Source organism: Mesorhizobium sp. L-8-10 (assembly GCF_016756635.1).
GTDB lineage: Bacteria > Pseudomonadota > Alphaproteobacteria > Rhizobiales > Rhizobiaceae.
Genome location: NZ_AP023263.1, coordinates 5,825,383 through 5,842,487, shown reverse-complemented (window position 1 = coordinate 5,842,487; position 17,105 = coordinate 5,825,383). Strand labels below are relative to the sequence as shown.

The window sequence follows — 17,105 nt, the reverse complement described above, 5'->3', positions numbered from 1 at the left end:
CTCCGGCGCAACCTCAGGTTAGCGTCACAGTATAGTTCTCAATCACCGTGTTGGCCAGCAGCCGCTCGCACATGGCCTTGAGGTCGGCCTCCGCCTTGGCGCGGTCGGCCCCGTCAAGCTCCACGTCGAAGACCTTGCCTTGCCGCACGGAGCCGACGCCGTCGAAGCCGAGCGCGCCGAGCGCGCCTTCGATCGCCTTGCCCTGCGGGTCGAGGACGCCTTTCTTGAGGGTGACGGTGACGCGTGCCTTGATCAATTTGACGCTTCCTGCTTCGCGCTCAGTGCGGCTTGCCCTTGCGGCCATCGGTCGAGGCGACCAGAACCGGGCCGGAAGGACGCGGCGGCTCGTTCTCGTTCATGATGCCGAGCCGGCGGGCGACCTCCTGATAGGCCTCCACAAGCCCGCCCATGTCGCGGCGGAAGCGGTCCTTGTCGAGCTTCTCCTGGGTCGAGACGTCCCACAGGCGGCAGGAATCGGGTGAGATCTCGTCGGCGACGACGATGCGCATCATGTCGCCCTCGAAGAGGCGTCCGCATTCCATCTTGAAGTCGACGAGCTGGATGCCGACGCCGAGGAACAGGCCGGACAGGAAGTCGTTGACGCGGATGGCGAGCGCCATGATGTCGTCGATCTCCTGCGGGCTCGCCCAGCCGAAGGCGGTGATGTGCTCTTCCGACACCATCGGGTCGTCGAGCGCGTCGGCCTTGTAATAGAACTCGATGATCGAGCGCGGCAGGACGGTGCCTTCCTCCATGCCCAGCCGTTTGGCGAGGGAGCCGGCCGCGATGTTGCGGACGACGACTTCGAGCGGAATGATCTCGACTTCCTTGATCAACTGCTCGCGCATGTTGAGGCGGCGGATGAAATGGGTCGGGATGCCCATGCGGTTCAGATGCGTGAAGATGTGCTCGGAGATGCGGTTGTTGAGCACACCCTTTCCATCCACGACCTCGTGTTTCTTCTTGTTGAAGGCGGTGGCATCATCCTTGAAGAACTGGATCAGCGTGCCCGGCTCCGGTCCCTCGTAAAGGATCTTGGCCTTGCCTTCATAGATACGGCGGCGACGATTCATCGGTTTTCTCTGGTTTGAAGGGCGATCGGCAATGACCGCTTCCTTGGCTCGCGCGGGCAGCAAGGTGCCGCGACTGTGGGTTTCAAGGCCGGTCTCTATCTTAATCGGCTCTCTTGCTCAATGAGCAATTCGATCCATCAACCGGTTTCGCCTTCAAAATGTCGCACTGCAGCAATCACCCGGTGATATTGACCCGGCGCATACCTTTTGGTTTGTGCAGGGAAAACCCATATCAAGCCATAGAATCGGCGCCAACCGGAGGTTTGCGATGACGACGATGAAGGACCGCGAAGAAGGTTTCGAGAGAAAGTTCGCCCTCGACGAGGAGCAGCGCTTCAGGGCGGTCGCGCGCCGCAACAGGCTTTTGGGGCTCTGGGCCGCCGAGAAGCTCGGCAAGACCGGCGACGATGCCGACGCATACGCCAAGGAGGTCGTCGTCTCCGATATCGAGGAAGCCGGCGACCACGACGTTTTCCGTAAGATCCGCAAGGATTTCGACGCTGCCGGAGTCGAGCAGTCCGACCACCAGATCCGCCGGACCATGGACGAACTGATGGAGACCGCCGCCGAGCAGGTCAGGAATTCCTGACGAACAGGCGGCGTCCGCGTCACTGGACGTGGACACGGTCTGGACCAAGAAGCCGCCCTCGTTCGGGGGCGGTTTTTTGTTGCCTTGCCGGCATGTTCTGCTTCAATGGCTTCGGATCCTGTGGCCGGCTGTTGGTCGATCCGACGATCCGCCCCGCGAAACATCCAGGACCTGCCTTCTCCATGACCCTCTTCTCGCGCCTCGTATCGGGTGAAACGCTCTTCACTGCCTGGTCGGGGGTACCGGATGCCCTGACGGTCGAAATCCTTGCAGGACAGGCGTTCGACGCGGTCACGCTCGATATGCAGCATGGCGGCCATCACGAGGACAGCGTGCTGCGCGGGCTGGTGCCGGTGTTGCGGGCGGGAAAGCATGCGATCGTGCGCATCCCCGTCGGTCGCTTCGACATGGCGAGCCGCGCGCTCGATTTCGGCGCCGAGGCCGTCATCGCGCCGATGGTGAACACGATAGCCGATGCGCGCGCCTTTGCCGGCGCGATGAAGTATCCGCCAGTCGGCGAGCGGTCCTGGGGACCGACCTATGCCTTTCCGCGCACCGGAGCGACCGATACCCAGGCCTGGCTGCGCGAGGCGAACGCGCGCACGACGGCTTTCGCCATGGTGGAGACGCGGCAGGCGCTCGACGCGCTGGACGGTATCCTCGAGACGCCGGGGATCGACGGCATCTTCGTCGGCCCTTCGGACTTCTCGATCGCGTGGACGAACGGTTCCGAGCTAGATCCGTTGCGCGAGGACATGATGGAAACCCTCGCCGATATTTCCCGCCGCACGATCGCCGCCGGCAAGGTCGCGGCGATGTATGTCAATGACATGGCGCTCGCCGGCCGTTATGCCGCCATGGGCTATCATCTGCAGGCGATAGCCTCGGAGCACAAGATCATCGCCGCCGGATCGCAGGGGCTGATCGCGGCGGCGCGGGACGCGCTCGGCCGCCGATAGGCTTTACGCCTGGAGGCGGGAGAGGAACTGCGCGAAGGCCATGGAGCCTTCCGGCCATGGCCCGTAACCCGCTTCGCTGTTGATGTGGCCGGCCTCGCCCGCATCGATGAACAGCGATCCCCAGGCGGCCGCGACATCCTCCGCGATCTCGAGGGCGCAATAAGGATCGTTGCGGCTGGCGATGGTGATCGACGGGAACGGCAGCGGTTCGCGCGGATACGGGCCGAAGCTCATGAGATGTTTCGGCCGTATCTTCGGGTTCGCCACATCAGGGGGCGCGACGAAGAAGGCACCGGCCACGGGCTTGCGGAACTGCGGCAATGCATGGATGGCCGTGGGAACGCCCAGCGAATGGGCAACGAGCACCACGGGGCGCTCCGCCTCGTTGACGGCGGTGGCGAGCGTCGCTGTCCAGTCCTCGCGCACGGGCTTCGACCACTCGGCCTGAACGACACGCCGGGCCGTCGAAAGCTTGGATTCCCAGCGGCTCTGCCAGTGTTCCGGACCGGAGTTGGTGTAGCCCGGCACCATCAATATATCGACGTCTTTGACTTTCATGGCCGCGCATGTAGCGACGCGCTCGCCATGGTGCAACCGCGAAGCCGGCGCAAAATTCGCAGCTTCCGTGGTTGAACAGCGTGTTCGCCATTTGTGTTCTTGCGCCCGCGGCATGATCGCCCGACCTTCATCGTTGATCGCAACTCGGCAGGGGGACGACCTTGGATATCACACGGCGCGCCGTCACGGGCGGCGGAGCGCTTCTAGCAATCGGCGCGGCCGTCGGGGTCGCTCATACGGAGCCAGCCATGCACGGAATTTCCTTCGCGATGACGACGCCGACGCGGGTCTCCCGGATCGGGCTGAAGGCTCGCGACACGGCCACGGTCGCGGAATACTACAAGAAGATCCTCGGCCTCGTCGAGTTGTCGCGCGGCCCCAACGTCGTCGTCCTCGGCGCCGGCCAAAGGCCGTTGATGGAGATCGCCCAGAGCAATTCGGCCAAAGAGGACGACCCGCGAAGCGCGGGTCTCTACCATACCGCGTTCCTGCTGCCGTCCCGGGCCGACCTCGCGCGCTGGACGCGTTTTGCCATCGACGAGCGCATCCCGGTCGTCGGGTCGGCCGACCATTTCGTCAGCGAGGCGATCTATCTCACCGACCCGGAAGGAAACGGCGTCGAGATCTATGCCGACCGGCCCAGGGAAGGCTGGCGCTGGAACGGCCGTTTCGTGAATATGGGCACCGAACAGCTGGACGTGCCCGGCCTGCTCGGTGAACTCAAGCCGGACGACGCCTGGAAGGGCGCACCCGACGGCAGCGTTATCGGCCACGTTCATCTGCGCGTCGGCGATGCCGGCGCGGCTGAAGAGTGGTGGAACGGCGAAATGGGTTTCGACACGGTGCAGAGCCTCGGCGGCAGCGCGGTCTTCCTTTCGACCGGCGGCTATCATCACCATATCGGCGCCAATTCCTGGCAGAGCCGGGGGGCCGGTCCGCGCGACGACCAGCGCACCGGTCTCGCCTGGGTCGAACTGGAATCGGAGACGGCGACAGCCGAGACCGAAAAGCACGACCCCTGGGGCACCGCGATCCGTACGGTGCCGGCGGCCTGAGCGGCCGGAACTGGCCGGGCTCAAAGCTTCCCGAACACCCGCCGGAATATCGTGTCGACGTGCTTGGTGTGATAGCCGAGGTCGAATTTCTCGCGAATGTCGGCCTCTGAAAGGGCTGCCCGGACGTCCTGGTCGGCGAGCAGTTCCTCGAGGAAATCCGCCCCTTGCTCCCAGACCTTCATGGCGTTGCGCTGGACCAGGCGGTAGGCGTCCTCGCGCGACACGCCGGCCTGGGTGAGCGCCAGCAGCACGCGCTGCGAATGGATCAGCCCGCGGAACCGATTCATGTTCTTCAGCATGTTGTCGGGGTAGACGACGAGCTTCTCCACCACGCCGGTCAGCCGCGCAAGCGCGAAGTCGAGCGTGATCGTGGCGTCGGGGCCGATCATGCGCTCGACCGAGGAATGCGAGATGTCGCGCTCGTGCCAGAGCGCCACATTCTCCATGGCGGGCAGCGCAAAGGAGCGGACCATGCGGGCGAGACCCGTCAGGTTCTCGGTCAGCACGGGATTGCGCTTGTGCGGCATCGCCGAGGAGCCTTTCTGGCCCGGCGAGAAATATTCCTCGGCTTCGAGCACCTCGGTGCGCTGCAGGTGGCGGATCTCGGTGGCCAGCCGCTCGATCGAGGAGGCGACGACGCCAAGCGTGGCGAAATACATCGCGTGGCGGTCGCGCGGGATGACCTGGGTCGAGACCGGCTCTGGCTTGAGGCCGAGCTTCCTGGCGACATGCTCCTCCACGCGCGGGTCGATATTGGCGAAGGTACCGACCGCCCCCGATATGGCGCAGGTCGCGATTTCCTCCCGGGCCCGCGCGAGGCGCTCGCGGCAGCGGCTGAACTCTGCATGGGCCTGCGCCAACTTGACGCCGAAGGTGGTGGGTTCGGCATGGATACCGTGGCTGCGGCCGATCGTGACCGTGTCCTTGTGCTCGAAGGCGCGCTTCTTCAGCGCCGCGAGCAGCGCATCCATGTCGGCGAGCAGGATGTCCGTGGCGCGAGTCAGCTGCACCGAGAAGGTCGTGTCGAGAACGTCCGACGAGGTCATGCCCTGGTGGATGAAACGCGCGTCGGGGCCGACGAACTCGGCCAGATGCGTCAGGAAGGCGATGACGTCGTGCTTGGTCTCGCGTTCGATCTCGTCGATGCGTTCGACATCGAACTTGGCTGCGCCGCCCTTTTCCCAGATCGTCCGCGCCGCTTCCTTGGGGATGACGCCGATCTCGGCCAACGCATCGCAGGCATGCGCCTCGATCTCGAACCAGATCCTGAACTTGGTTTCGGCGGACCAGATGGCGACCATTTCTGGCCGCGAATAGCGGGGGATCATCAGTCGCTCCTGACATCAGGGAAATGTTGGCCGCGTCCTAACAGAGCAAGCGCCAATGCTCAACGCGGCTTTCTGACAAACCAGAGCGCGGCGGCGAGCATTGCGGCAAAGCCGATGGGGAAATAGAGGCGTAGCCCGAGCACGGCGAACTGGCCGGTTGCGCCGAGGGTGGTGAAGATCAGCTGGAACAGCCAGGTGAGCGACAGGGGCTCGGCGTGCCAGGCCGCATAGTAAGACCGATAGACCAGCGCATAGGCCAGCGCTGTCGAGGCGACCGTTGCTGCCGAAAAGCCGATGAGCGCGGCGGCAAAGGCGGCTTCACGCCGTCTCCCCATGCCGAAGAGCCGTGCAAGGAACAGGCCGACGGGAAAGCCCACCGCGCCGCCGACGGCGAAAAGCAGCGCGACCGCCTGGACCTTGTAGGGTGTCTGCCATGTCCGCAGCCATATGCCGTGCGTGGCGCTCGCCGCCATGATGGCCGCCCACAAGGCAGCGCCGGCGAGTGCGGGGCCGACCGGCGGTACCGCTCGGCAGACATGGGCACAGAACCGGCGCAGCGTGCCGGGCCGGTCGGGCAGGGATGAGGAGGGGAGCCCCAAAACCGACAAGTTCAAAACCGGCCGGTCACGGCGATCCAGCGATGGTCGGGCCCCTCGAAGCCATATTGGCGCACCGAGATCAGCACCGCATAGCTGGCGAGCGACCCGTCGCCGGAAAAGGTCTGGATCGCACCGAGCCGGTAGCCGTTGGGACAGCCGCGGCTCCTGGGGATGGATTTGTCCTCATGGACGAGGCGGCTCTGCTCGCCGTCTGCCGTGCCGATGCGGATCAGCCGGAAACCGCGCGCCTCGCCCTGGCTCGCGCAGGGTTCCGGAACCGGTATGGGTATCTCGTCCAGGCGGAACTCCAGCATCGGATCGATGGCCGGGAAAACAGGACGCGGATTGACGGCCAGGCGGAATGGATCGGTCGACAGTTCTGTGACGGCGTTGGCGCCGGCGGTAAAGCCGCGGTTGGCTGAGAGCTCCGATTGCGTGACGAACTTCTCGCCCCGCTCCCGCGCCTCGGTCCGGGCTGCGTCGAGCGTCGCAGCCTCGTCGTCGAGCCGCACCCGGACGGGCGTCTCGGGCAGGAACCGGTCCGTCCTGGTGTCGATGTAGTAGCGGTTGGAGTAGGGGAAGCCGGAACCGTCCTGTACGCCGTATTCCTCGAAGGCGAACACGGCGCCGTCCTGGCTGAAGCCCAATATTTCCAGCGAGGCGGTGTCGCCGGCGAAGGCGTCGGCCGCGATGAGTGCGAGGGCGAAGAGCGATGTGGCGAGGGCTGCTGGTCTCATTCGGTGTCTCCCCTGCATCAGGCCCGGCGTTCCGACCATGGCGGAAAAAGGTCGTCGCCGGCCCGCGTCGCGGCGCGAACGCCGCGCGCGATGGCCCGCGCCATGGTTGATCCGGCCACGGCATAGAGATCGATAGCGGCATGAGCGTCGAGTTCGATGCCGCTCTTGCCCGTGGCCAGGCCGAAGACGAGGTCGCCGTCGACTGGCGTGTGCGCAGGCCAGATCGCCCGGGCGAAGCCGTCATGGGCCGCGATCGCGAGACGTTTGGCGGCCGCCTTGGTGAGCACGGCGTCGGTGGCGATGACGGCGATGGTGGTGTTGGCGCCGGCCTGTTCCTGGTCGCGGAATTTGAGCGAAACGTTCCTGGCGTCGTCCGGGATGGGCGAGGGCAGGCCGAGCCCGCCGAATTCCGTCCCGATCTCCCATGGCGACGCCCAGAAATGTCGGGTCCGGCCGACCGTCACCGATCCGGTCGGATTGACGCCGGCGAGCGCGGCGACCGTCACGCCGTTGGGGAGCACCGTCGAGGCCGAACCGAGGCCACCCTTCAGCCCGGCGGTGAGGGCGCCGACGCCGGCGCCGGCGGTTCCGATTTCGAAGTCGAGCCCGGCATTCTGGACTGCGGCGAAGCCGAGCTCGCGATAGGGCGGGTAGCGACCCCAATCCTTGTCGCCGCCGTTCTGAAGGTCGAACAGGATCGCCGTCGGCACCAGCGGAATGCGGATGCCGCGAACCTCGAACCCGATGCCCTGTTCGCGCAGCGCCGCTTGCACGCCCGTGGCGGAATCGAGGCCGAAGGCCGAGCCGCCTGAAAGCACGAGCGCGTTGATCGTCTCGACCGAGTTGTGCGGTTCCAGCAGGTCCGTGTCGCGCGTGCCCGGGGCTCCGCCCAGGATCTGGTAGCCGGCGACAGCCGGTTCGTCGCAGACGACCACGGTGACGCCTGTCTTGATGCGTGGGTCCTCGGCATTGCCGACGCGCAATCCCGCGACATCGGTCAGGAGATTGCGGGGCCCGGTTCGAAAGCTCATTCGGAATTCATCCTCCATCCGTCGCGGCGACAAACCTCGCGCCGTCGAAATGAAACAGCCGATAGGGGTTTGTGGAGAGATCGCCCTTGTCGTCGAACCTCACCAGTCCGATCGCGGTCCGGAATTCCTCGATGTCGAGCGCGGCGGCGGCATCGCCTGAAACCGCGGCGGCGATCGCCACCTGCATGGCCGCGTAGCCCGGAAGCGCGTAACCCTCGGCGATCACGCCTTGCTTCGCCAGCGCTTCGGTCGCCTGGCGATCGGCGGTCTCGGCCCATTCGGGCAGGCCGACCATCAACGTCCCGGCCCGCAAGGGAACCTCGCCCGGCGCGCTTCGCAGGGCCTCGCCGCCGGCGATCACCAGAGGAACGCCCAGGGCCTGCGCATCGCGCTCAATGACGGCAATATCGTCCCGGTCTCCGCCGACGAAGAGGTGCGTCGCGCCCGCCTTGCGAATCCGGCCGACCAGGCCGACCTGGTTGTCGAGCTGCGGCCGGAACGTGTCGACGAACACCGGCTTCAGCCCGGATTGCTCGGCGGCGCCCCTGAAGCCTTCGGCGAGCTCGCGGCCATAGATGGTTCCATCGTCGACAATGGCGAAAAGCGCATCGCTCCAGAGCCTGGTCAGGAGCGTGCCGACCGCGCTGCGCTCGGCGTCGGCCCGCGGCGCCAGGCGATAGACGGGCCATCCGGTCTTCTTGCGCCTGTCGGTCAGGCTGTCGGTGCGCACCCCAGGCGTGACCACAGGGATCGCGGCGTCCTTGAGGATGGGCAGGGCCGCCTCGATGGCTTCCGTGCAGACGAAGCCGACCACGATCTCGACCCCGGCCGCAACGAATTGGTGAGCCGCAGCGGCTCCTCCCTCTGCGGTGCAGCCGTCGTCCACGTCGGTCAGAGCTGCCTGACCGGCGGCAGCGGCATGCGCGCCGTCGCGGAGCTGCTTGCCGAGCAGTGCGGAAGGGCCGCTGAGCGGCACTGCCACGCCGATGCGCGGTTCATCCGCAGCGGCGGCGCCGGTAAGGCAAACGGCCGTCGCGAAGGCCAGGATGAAACTGCGTGGCGGCATCAGGACATTCATCTCACCGGGCCGGTGCGGGGCGGCGCGACGCCCGCGGCCAGCTGAGGCCCACACGTAAAGGCTGGCGGCATGCCGCGCAACACGCTATTTCAGACATGGCTGGCGGGGTTGTGACGCCAATAACTTAACATATTTAACAGATACAGCGTCATCAGGTCGGGGAAAGCGGTGCTCAAGCAGAACGTAGTGGCAGGCCAGGCCTATCGCGATGCGATGAGCCGCTTCGCAGGCGCGGTGCATGTGGTGACCACGGACGGCCCGGCGGGGCGCCGCGGCGCCACCGTGATCGCGACTTGCTCGGTGTCGGACAATCCTCCGATCGTGCTGGTCTGCCTCAATCGCGAGAATCCGAAGAACGACGCCTTCGCTACGAACGGCAATTTCGCGTTGAACACGCTCGCGGCAGCGCAGAAGGAGGTCGCCCAGGCATTTTCCGGTCAGACCGGCCTCCCGGCGGAGAACCGTTTCGGCGCCGGGCGGTGGATGACGATCGCGACCGGCGCGCCGGTTCTCATGGGTGCGCTCGCCACCTTCGACTGCGAGATCATCGAAGCCAAGGATCTGGCCACCCATCGTGTGCTTTTTGGCAAGGTGACAGGCCTCGCCATCGGCGATAACGTCCGCCCGCTGATCTATCATGACCGAGGCTACTGCCTGCTCGGCGAAGCCTGAGTCGGCATTTCCGGAGACAGAATGGCCGAGATGATCCCGCGCCCCGCGCCGCAGTCGATCGACGAGACGCTCGATCTCCTGACCGGTGCGGATTATGTCGCAGACCGCGCGCTGGCGACGGTCCTGTTCCTCAGCCTGCGAATGAAGCGGCCGCTGTTCCTCGAAGGCGAGGCCGGCGTCGGCAAGACCGAGATCGCCAAGGTGCTGGCCAGCGCGCTCGGGCGTCGCCTGATCCGGCTGCAATGCTATGAAGGCCTCGACGTTTCCTCGGCGGTTTACGAGTGGAACTACGCCGCGCAGATGATCGAGATCCGCATGGAGGAGGCGGCGGGCGAGGTCGATCGGAAGGATATGGAGAAGAACGTCTTTTCCGAGAGATACCTGATCCGGCGGCCGGTTCTGGAAGCCCTGACCGGCAAGAAAGGCGCAGCGCCCGTCTTCCTGATCGACGAACTCGACCGCACCGACGAGGCCTTCGAGGCGTTTCTGCTTGAGATCCTCTCGGACTTCCAGGTCACCGTCCCCGAGCTCGGCACCATCAGGGCCGAGGAAGCCCCTATCGTCATCATCACAACCAACCGTACGAGAGAGATCCACGATGCGCTGAAGCGGCGCTGCCTTTATCACTGGGTCGACTACCCCGACGCCGCGCGCGAGCTCGAGATCGTGCGCCGCAAGGTGCCCGACGCCAACCAGCGGCTTTCGGCCGAGGTCGTGCGTTTCATCCAGAAGCTTCGCGAGATCGAGCTGTTCAAGGTTCCAGGCGTTGCCGAGACGATAGACTGGGCCGGCGCGCTGACCGAACTCGACAAGGTTGCGCTCGATCCCGAGACGGTATCGGACACGATCGGCGTGATCCTCAAATACCAGGACGACATCGCCCGCATCGAAGAGGGCGAGGGCCGTCGCATCCTCAACGAGGTCAAGGCCGAGCTGTCGGCTGCGGAATAGCTATGGAGAGTTACCGCTCGGCACCCCAGATCGCCAAACCGGACGGACGGATCGCCGACAATATCGTCTATTTCGCCCGGGCGCTGCGCAAGGCCGGCATGCGGGTCGGGCCCGCTGCGGTGAAGGATGCAATCGAGGCGGTTCTTGCCGCGGGCATCGGCACGCGCGACGATTTCTACTGGACGCTGCATGCCGTGCTCGTAACGCGACGGGAGGATCACGCGGTCTTCGACGAAGCATTCCGGCTGTTCTGGAAGTCGCGCGAACTGATCGAGAAGATGCTTGCCATGTTCTCGCCGGTCGCGCCCGACAATCGCGAGAAGCAGAAGCCGCGCGCGGCCGAATCCCGCGTGGCGGACGCCATGTTCGAGGGGCATCGGAAGGACCAGCCGCCGCAGGAGATCCCCGAGATCGAGGTCGATGCCCGTTTCACCTTCTCCGGCAACGAGGTGTTGCGCGAGAAGGACTTCGCGCAGATGACGGCGGCCGAACTCGCCGATGCGCGCAAGGCCATCGCCGCGCTGCGGCTGCCCTTCGACGAGGTGAAGACACGCCGCGTCCGTTCCGATCCGCAGGGCAGGCGCACGGATCCTCGCGCCATGATGCGCGCCGCGCTGCGCACCGGCGGCGAACTGATCCTGCCTCGCTTCCGTTCGCCGCGCGAGGTTCATCCGCCATTGGTGGTGCTGGCCGACATCTCCGGCTCGATGAGCCAGTACACGCGCATCTTCCTGCATTTCCTGCATGCGCTGGCCGAGAAGCGACGGCGCGTCCACACCTTCGTCTTCGGCACGCGACTGACCAATCTTACGCGGCAGATGCGGCATCGCGACCCCGACGAGGCGCTGGCGGAATGCTCGGCGGCGGTGAAGGATTGGTCCGGCGGCACACGTATCGGCGACACGCTGCATGAGTTCAACCGGCTCTGGTCGCGTCGCGTGCTCAGCCAGGGCGCCGTCGTGCTGCTGATATCAGACGGGCTGGAGCGCGATGACGTGACGGAACTGGCCGAGGAGATGGAGCGGCTCCACAAGAGCTGCCGGCGGCTCATCTGGCTCAATCCTCTCTTGCGCTTCGACGGTTTCGAGGCGCGGGCGAGGGGGGTGCGGGCCATGCTTCCGCATGTCGACGAGTTTCGTCCGGTGCACAATCTTGCAGCGCTTTCGGACCTTTGCGCCTCGCTCGCCGCCGGCCGCATGCGCGAGAACGATCCGCGGTTGTGGCTGGACCTTGGCAAGCGCCGTGCCGCATAACCATATTTCGGGAAAGGAGATGACGTCATGGAACAGACCGTTCTTGATGAAATCCGGGATCCGCTCGCCATAGCCGAAGGCTGGATGGAAGGCGGCAGGACTGTCGCCATCGCAACGGTCGTGGAGACCTGGGGCTCCGCGCCGCGGCCGGTGGGCAGCCACCTGGTCATCGACGGCGAGGGGAATTTCCATGGCTCCGTTTCCGGCGGCTGCGTGGAGGGTGCGGTCGTGACCGAGGCACTCGATGTGATCGACAGCGGCAAGGCGAAGATGCTCGAATTCGGCGTCGCCGACGAGACGGCCTGGCAGGTCGGCCTTTCCTGCGGTGGGCGAATCAAGGTCTATGTCGAGCGGCTGGGCTGACGCACCATGGATCCTGTGTCGCTCAAGGCACTGAATGAAGAGCGCCGCAACCGGCGCGCGGCGATCCTGCTCACCGATCTCGGCGACGGGAGCGATCGCGTCCTGCGGGAGGACGATATTGTCGCCGGCCAGCTTGGCGAGGCGGCGGCCAGGGCGTTCCGAACCGGTGTTTCCGCGGCGATCGAGGCCGACGGCCGATCCTATTTCCTCAATGTCAGCCTGCCGCGCCCGCGTCTGCTGGTGATCGGGGCCGTCCATATCAGCCAGGCGCTCGCGCCGATGGCGAAGATCGCGGGCTTCGACATGGAGATCGTCGATCCGCGAACCGCCTTCGCCACGCCGGAACGTTTTCCGGATGTGCCGCTCCACCCCGAATGGCCGGAGGATGTGCTGAAGCGGCAGCCGCTCGACGCCTATACGGCCGTGGCTGCGGTGACCCACGATCCCAAGATCGATGATTTGCCCTTGAAGGCGGCGCTGGACGCCGGGTGCTTCTATGTCGGCGCACTGGGCAGCCGGAAGACACACGCCAAGCGCGTGGAACGGCTGACGGCGCTGGGGGCTTCGAAAGAGGCGGTCGGCCGCATGAATGCGCCGATCGGTTTGGACATCGGCGCGGCAAGCCCGGCCGAGATCGCGGTTGCCGTCCTGGCGCAGGTGATCCTGGCCTTGCGTTCGCGCGGTCTCGACAGATTGCAGAAGGGCGAGGCGGCGTGAGGTTCGGTCCGGTACCGGTCGACGAGGCCGAAGGCGCGATCCTGGCGCATGCGACCGCTGCGGGAGAAAAGCGGTTGCGCAAGGCGCACATGATCGGCGCCGCCGATATTGCCCTCCTGAAGGAGGCTGGCGTCCGGGAAATCGTGGCGGCCGTGCTCGATCCCGGCGATCTCGGCGAGAACGAGGCGGCAACCCGAATAGCATCCGCCATGACGGTGTCCGGTGTCGAAGCGAAGCCCGCAGCGACGGGCCGCGTCAATCTCCATGCGCGCGCGGCCGGTGTCTTTACCGTCGACAAGGCGTTGATCGATGCGATCAACGCCGTCGACCCCTCCGTCACCATTGCCACGGTCGCCGGTTACGCCACCGTCGGGAAGGGCCAGATGGTGGCGACCGTGAAGATCATTCCTTTCGCGGTGCCGGGGGACGTCATCGACAGGGTCGTCGGGCTCTGCCGGGGCAGGGAGGCCTTCGCCGTAAGTCCGTTCCGGCCGCGCAAGCTCGGCCTTGTCCAGACCATGCTTCCCGGCGTCAAGGACAGTGTTCTCGATAAGACCGTGCGTGTCACCGAGGCGCGGCTCGCCCGATCCGGCAGCCGCGTCGTCGGCGAGCGCCGTACGCCGCATGAAGCCGGAAGGGTGGCCGAGGCCGTGACCGGTCTCGCGCGCGACAGCGACATCGTGGTGATATTCGGGGCCTCCGCGATGAGCGACCCGGACGACGTCGTGCCGGCCGCGATCCGCGCGGCGGGCGGCGAGGTGCTGCGCGCCGGCATGCCGGTCGATCCGGGCAATCTGATCGTGCTGGGTGCGCTCGATGGAAAGCCGGTTCTTGGCGCACCCGGCTGCGCCAGAAGCCCGAAGGAAAACGGCTTCGACTGGGTCCTGGATCGTCTCATCGCCGATGTTCCCATCGCCGCCACCGACATCGCCGGCATGGGCGTCGGCGGCTTGTTGATGGAGATCCCGACACGACCTCAGCCGCGGGAGCCTGTCAGGTCGCCGGCGGCCGCCAAAGTCTATGCGGTGGTGCTCGCCGCCGGGCGCTCCAGCCGCATGGGCGGGCCGAACAAGCTGCTCGCCTTGTTCGAGGGCAAGCCTCTGGTGCGCCTGACGACGGAACGCGCGCTGGCTTCCGGATCGGCGGGAACGGTCGTCGTGACAGGCCATCAGGAGGAGCGTATCCGTGCAGCGCTGTCCGGTCTCGGCGCCACGACGGTGCGCAATGCTGACTTCGCCTCCGGCCTCGCCGGTTCGCTGAAAGCGGGAATTGCTGCGCTTCCGGCGGACGCCGCCGGCGCGTTGATCCTGCTCGGTGACATGCCGGGCGTGGAAACGGCCGACCTCGACCGGCTGATCGCGGCATTCGAGGCAGCAGGTTCGGCCTCGGTCGTTCGGGCCACACATGGGGGCAAACGCGGCAATCCGGTGCTGCTTCCGCGGTCGCTCTTCGCTGATGTTGCGACGCTTGAGGGCGACACCGGCGCGCGGCATATCGTGGAAGCCGAGGGCCTTGCGGTGGTCGATGTAGAGATCGGCGAGGGCGCGGCCATCGATGTGGACACCCCGGATGCCATGCGCATGGCGGGAGGGGTGCTTCAAGACTGAACGAACAGCGAATAAAGGTAGCGAATGGCGACTTCCGGCAGAAGCCGGTTGTCATATGTTGCGGTTGAACGTCACTGTTCGCCTTTCGCCGTTCATCACACTCCGGAACGCCCGCTTGCCCTTGATCAAACGCCTCGCCCACCTCCTTGTGAGCCCCGTCCTTGCCCTGTCGCTGGCCCTGCCTGCGACAGCGGCCGACCTCGCGTCGTTCAAGGACCGGCTCTTCGCCTATCCCGCGATCCTGTCGCAGGCCGACGGCGGCGACTATGTCGTGGTCGACTACAAGGAGGCGCGCGACATCGATGCGCGGGACGAGGTACCGGAACGTCGGGTGAAGAGCGACTATGTCGCACTCGGCGTGCGCAAGGTTCAGAAGGATCTCGTCCTGCCGACACCCGCCGGCGAAATCAAACATGTCGCCGTGGGCAGGAGCGAGGGCGCGAAAATCATCACGATCTATCTCCACGGGCAGGGCGGCAGCCGCAAGCAGGGAGTCGACGATTTCACCTTCGGCGGCAATTTCAACCGCATCAAGAACCTGATGGCCCAGAACGACGGCCTCTATCTCTCGCCCGATTTCTCCGACTTCGGCGACGGCGGTGCAGCCGAGATCGCAGCCCTGATCGATCACTATGCCGGGACCTCGCCCGGTGCGAAGCTGTTCATCGCCTGCGGCTCCATGGGCGGCGGCCTGTGCTGGAAGCTTGCCGCCGACAAGGCGGTGACCGGCCGGCTCTCGGGTCTCATTCTGCTCGGTTCGCACTGGGACGACGGCTTCCTGTCGACCCCGGCCTTCAAGCGCAAGGTGCCTGTGTTCTTCGGCCAGGGCAGCAAGGACAAGGTTTTTCCGGTCGAGAAGCAGGAGACGTTCTACCGGTCGATCCGCCGGAAGTCGCCCGGCTATCCTACGCGTTTCGTGCGCTTCGAGACCGGCACGCACGGCACGCCGATCCGCATGACGGACTGGCGGGAAACGCTCAACTGGATGTTGTCCGTAAGATAGGAGAATCCAATGACCGGCCATGTCGACCCCACGCGCGAGCGTTTCGGCGCGTTTCGCCGGCTGCCTGAAGAGGGGCCGATCCACATGCTCAACCTCATTCGCTTCCGCGATGTGGCCGCCTATCCGGATGGGCGCGAAGCGACGGGGGCGGAGGCCTACGCAGCTTATGGGCGCGAAAGCGGCCCGATCTTCCGCCGCGTCGGCGGCCGCATCGCCTGGAGCGGCGACTTCCGCCTGATGCTCATCGGGCCGGAGGAGGAGCATTGGGACCGCTGCTTCATCGCCGAGTATCCCTCGGGAGCGGCTTTCGTTGAGATGGTCAAGGATCCCGAATACCAGAAGGCGGTCGTCCACCGGCAGGCGGCCGTTCTGGATTCTCGTCTCGTCAGACTGGCGCCGCGATCGCCGGGCGCAGGTTTCGGAGAATAGACCAGCTACCGCATCCGCGCCCGGACGGACGCGCGGCACTCTATGGACCGGTGTTGAAATCCAGCACCGTTACCGGGTTGATTTCGCCGTCATAGCTGGCGTCGACGTCGTATTTCACCAGCGTGAAGGTGCCTTCCCGGAAGATGTAGGTCCCGGTGGACGAAGCGTCGCCGACTCCGCGCCATTTGGCGTGGGAGACGAGCGTCTTGGTCGCCGCGTCGTATTCCGAATTCACCAGCATGTCGTCTGACTGGTAGCCGATGATGTCGACCGATTCGACCTTGCCCTCCGAATTGTCGTTCTCGTAGCGGATGTCGAGCTCGGGGGAGGCGAACTGGAGCTGGCGCAGCTCGCCGCTGTCATCGGCGAGATAGTAGACCTCATTGGTATTGTAAGCGCCTCCGCCACAGTCGAACCTGAACAGCCGCGCCTTGCGCTCGGGCTCGCTCTCGCCGTCCCAACTGTAGTGGAAGCCGATGTCGTGAGCCTCGGGAGCCGCCGCGTCGGGCTGGGCACCTGGCTCCAGGGTCCGGCAGATCGATCCATACGCCGTCGAGAAGAGCTTCTCGGCCTGCTCCTTCAGTGCGTCGCGCGGCGGGGGCGGAGGACCGTTGCCGCAACTTGCCGGCACCACCTCGGACAGCTCGCCTTGTGCGGCCTTCAGCGAGCCTTTCTCCAGATGCAGAGGCTGGAACGGTACGCCCTGGATCGAGGGCTGGGCGAGCCGTGCGGTATAGCAGCCGGCAAAGATGGCTTCGTCGCCGTTCTTCGCGACCGCCCTTATGGCGACCGGCACCTCGAAGAAGGTGCTGCCCGCGGCGCCCTCGCTGCTGACGGCGCCGGTCTCGACATCGACGCGGGCGGTATCGCCATAGCCCTTCGCGAAGCTGTCGAAATCCTTGGCCGGCTTGGTGTCGCCGAAATAGCTCCAGGCCCGCGCATATTCCTGCCGGCTCACGGCATTGTAGAGGGAACGGACGAGGGCGGCAGGATCCGAGCGGTCGTCGAGATAGGGGGGCTCTTCAGCGGCTGCCGGGAGCGCGGAGAGGGAGGCGGCAACGGATGCGAATGCGGCGGCGAGCAGATGGGGCTTCATCGCGAAT

At 65.8% G+C, this 17,105-nt stretch carries 20 protein-coding genes; 11 read left to right on the top strand and 9 right to left on the bottom strand.

From position 1 onward, the window contains the following. Positions 1-13: 13 nt before the first annotated feature. Together purS and purC are read right to left on the bottom strand one after the other, a co-directional pair. Positions 14-256: a phosphoribosylformylglycinamidine synthase subunit PurS gene (purS, locus tag JN280_RS27295; RefSeq protein WP_202306983.1), complete on the bottom strand. Its 243-nt coding sequence runs from the start codon at positions 254-256 to the stop codon at positions 14-16. 22 nt (positions 257-278) lie between these two features. Next, complete coding sequence (gene purC, locus JN280_RS27290) at positions 279-1,073, bottom strand: phosphoribosylaminoimidazolesuccinocarboxamide synthase (RefSeq protein WP_202306981.1); 795 nt, start codon at positions 1,071-1,073, stop codon at positions 279-281. A 268-nt stretch (positions 1,074-1,341) separates the two neighbouring features. Between purC and JN280_RS27285 the strand changes: the two genes are divergently transcribed. Both JN280_RS27285 and JN280_RS27280 read left to right on the top strand, forming a co-directional pair. After that, positions 1,342-1,662: a DUF1476 domain-containing protein gene (locus JN280_RS27285; RefSeq protein ID WP_202306980.1), complete on the top strand. Its 321-nt coding sequence runs from the start codon at positions 1,342-1,344 to the stop codon at positions 1,660-1,662. 182 nt (positions 1,663-1,844) lie between these two features. After that, the gene (locus tag JN280_RS27280; RefSeq protein WP_202306979.1) at positions 1,845-2,621 is read left to right on the top strand and encodes an HpcH/HpaI aldolase family protein; all 777 of its coding nucleotides are present in this window, start codon (positions 1,845-1,847) and stop codon (positions 2,619-2,621) included. 3 nt (positions 2,622-2,624) lie between these two features. Here the strand turns inward: JN280_RS27280 and JN280_RS27275 are convergent, their stop codons facing one another. Next, complete coding sequence (locus tag JN280_RS27275) at positions 2,625-3,179, bottom strand: RBBP9/YdeN family alpha/beta hydrolase (protein ID WP_202306978.1); 555 nt, start codon at positions 3,177-3,179, stop codon at positions 2,625-2,627. Between the two features lie 248 nt (positions 3,180-3,427). Between JN280_RS27275 and JN280_RS27270 the strand changes: the two genes are divergently transcribed. Further along, positions 3,428-4,234 carry a VOC family protein gene (locus JN280_RS27270; RefSeq protein WP_202306977.1) on the top strand — a complete coding sequence of 269 codons (807 nt, stop codon included), beginning with the start codon at positions 3,428-3,430 and terminating at the stop codon, positions 4,232-4,234. A gap of 20 nt (positions 4,235-4,254) precedes the next feature. Here JN280_RS27270 and purB read toward each other — a convergent pair whose 3' ends face one another. The 5 genes from purB to JN280_RS27245 are packed head-to-tail and all read right to left on the bottom strand — an operon-like array spanning position 4,255 to position 8,995. Then, the gene (gene purB, locus JN280_RS27265; protein ID WP_202306976.1) at positions 4,255-5,562 is read right to left on the bottom strand and encodes an adenylosuccinate lyase; all 1,308 of its coding nucleotides are present in this window, start codon (positions 5,560-5,562) and stop codon (positions 4,255-4,257) included. A 59-nt stretch (positions 5,563-5,621) separates the two neighbouring features. Beyond that, complete coding sequence (locus JN280_RS27260) at positions 5,622-6,170, bottom strand: hypothetical protein (protein WP_244742148.1); 549 nt, start codon at positions 6,168-6,170, stop codon at positions 5,622-5,624. Positions 6,171-6,172: 2 nt separating this feature from the next. Continuing rightward, positions 6,173-6,898, bottom strand: a complete 726-nt coding sequence (locus JN280_RS27255; RefSeq protein ID WP_202306975.1) for a DUF2259 domain-containing protein — start codon at positions 6,896-6,898, stop codon at positions 6,173-6,175. Positions 6,899-6,915: 17 nt separating this feature from the next. Next, positions 6,916-7,929: a P1 family peptidase gene (locus JN280_RS27250; protein ID WP_202306972.1), complete on the bottom strand. Its 1,014-nt coding sequence runs from the start codon at positions 7,927-7,929 to the stop codon at positions 6,916-6,918. Between the two features lie 7 nt (positions 7,930-7,936). Next, a complete protein-coding gene (locus tag JN280_RS27245; protein ID WP_202306970.1) occupies positions 7,937-8,995 on the bottom strand; it encodes an ABC transporter substrate-binding protein in 1,059 nt (352 codons plus the stop codon). Between the two features lie 180 nt (positions 8,996-9,175). Between JN280_RS27245 and JN280_RS27240 the strand changes: the two genes are divergently transcribed. The 8 genes from JN280_RS27240 to JN280_RS27205 all read left to right on the top strand — a co-directional run bounded on the left by JN280_RS27240 (position 9,176) and on the right by JN280_RS27205 (position 16,002). After that, positions 9,176-9,679, top strand: coding sequence for a flavin reductase (locus JN280_RS27240; protein ID WP_202306968.1), 504 nt, complete (start codon positions 9,176-9,178; stop codon positions 9,677-9,679). Between the two features lie 21 nt (positions 9,680-9,700). Further along, positions 9,701-10,630 carry an AAA family ATPase gene (locus JN280_RS27235; RefSeq protein WP_202306965.1) on the top strand — a complete coding sequence of 310 codons (930 nt, stop codon included), beginning with the start codon at positions 9,701-9,703 and terminating at the stop codon, positions 10,628-10,630. A gap of 2 nt (positions 10,631-10,632) precedes the next feature. Next, positions 10,633-11,883 carry a vWA domain-containing protein gene (locus JN280_RS27230; RefSeq protein ID WP_202306964.1) on the top strand — a complete coding sequence of 417 codons (1,251 nt, stop codon included), beginning with the start codon at positions 10,633-10,635 and terminating at the stop codon, positions 11,881-11,883. Positions 11,884-11,910: 27 nt separating this feature from the next. Further along, positions 11,911-12,246 (top strand): XdhC family protein, encoded by a 336-nt coding sequence (locus JN280_RS27225; protein ID WP_202306963.1) that lies wholly within the window; start codon positions 11,911-11,913, stop codon positions 12,244-12,246. A gap of 6 nt (positions 12,247-12,252) precedes the next feature. After that, positions 12,253-12,963: an XdhC family protein gene (locus JN280_RS27220; RefSeq protein WP_202306962.1), complete on the top strand. Its 711-nt coding sequence runs from the start codon at positions 12,253-12,255 to the stop codon at positions 12,961-12,963. Then, positions 12,960-14,570 carry an NTP transferase domain-containing protein gene (locus tag JN280_RS27215; RefSeq protein ID WP_202306961.1) on the top strand — a complete coding sequence of 537 codons (1,611 nt, stop codon included), beginning with the start codon at positions 12,960-12,962 and terminating at the stop codon, positions 14,568-14,570. Before JN280_RS27220 ends, JN280_RS27215 begins: the two co-directional genes overlap by 4 nt. A 115-nt stretch (positions 14,571-14,685) precedes the next feature. Beyond that, positions 14,686-15,573, top strand: a complete 888-nt coding sequence (locus JN280_RS27210; protein WP_244742144.1) for an alpha/beta hydrolase — start codon at positions 14,686-14,688, stop codon at positions 15,571-15,573. 9 nt (positions 15,574-15,582) lie between these two features. Continuing rightward, positions 15,583-16,002 carry a DUF1330 domain-containing protein gene (locus JN280_RS27205; protein ID WP_202306960.1) on the top strand — a complete coding sequence of 140 codons (420 nt, stop codon included), beginning with the start codon at positions 15,583-15,585 and terminating at the stop codon, positions 16,000-16,002. Between the two features lie 40 nt (positions 16,003-16,042). Here JN280_RS27205 and JN280_RS27200 read toward each other — a convergent pair whose 3' ends face one another. Beyond that, positions 16,043-17,098 carry a DUF1176 domain-containing protein gene (locus tag JN280_RS27200; RefSeq protein ID WP_202306959.1) on the bottom strand — a complete coding sequence of 352 codons (1,056 nt, stop codon included), beginning with the start codon at positions 17,096-17,098 and terminating at the stop codon, positions 16,043-16,045. Positions 17,099-17,105: the final 7 nt, after the last annotated feature.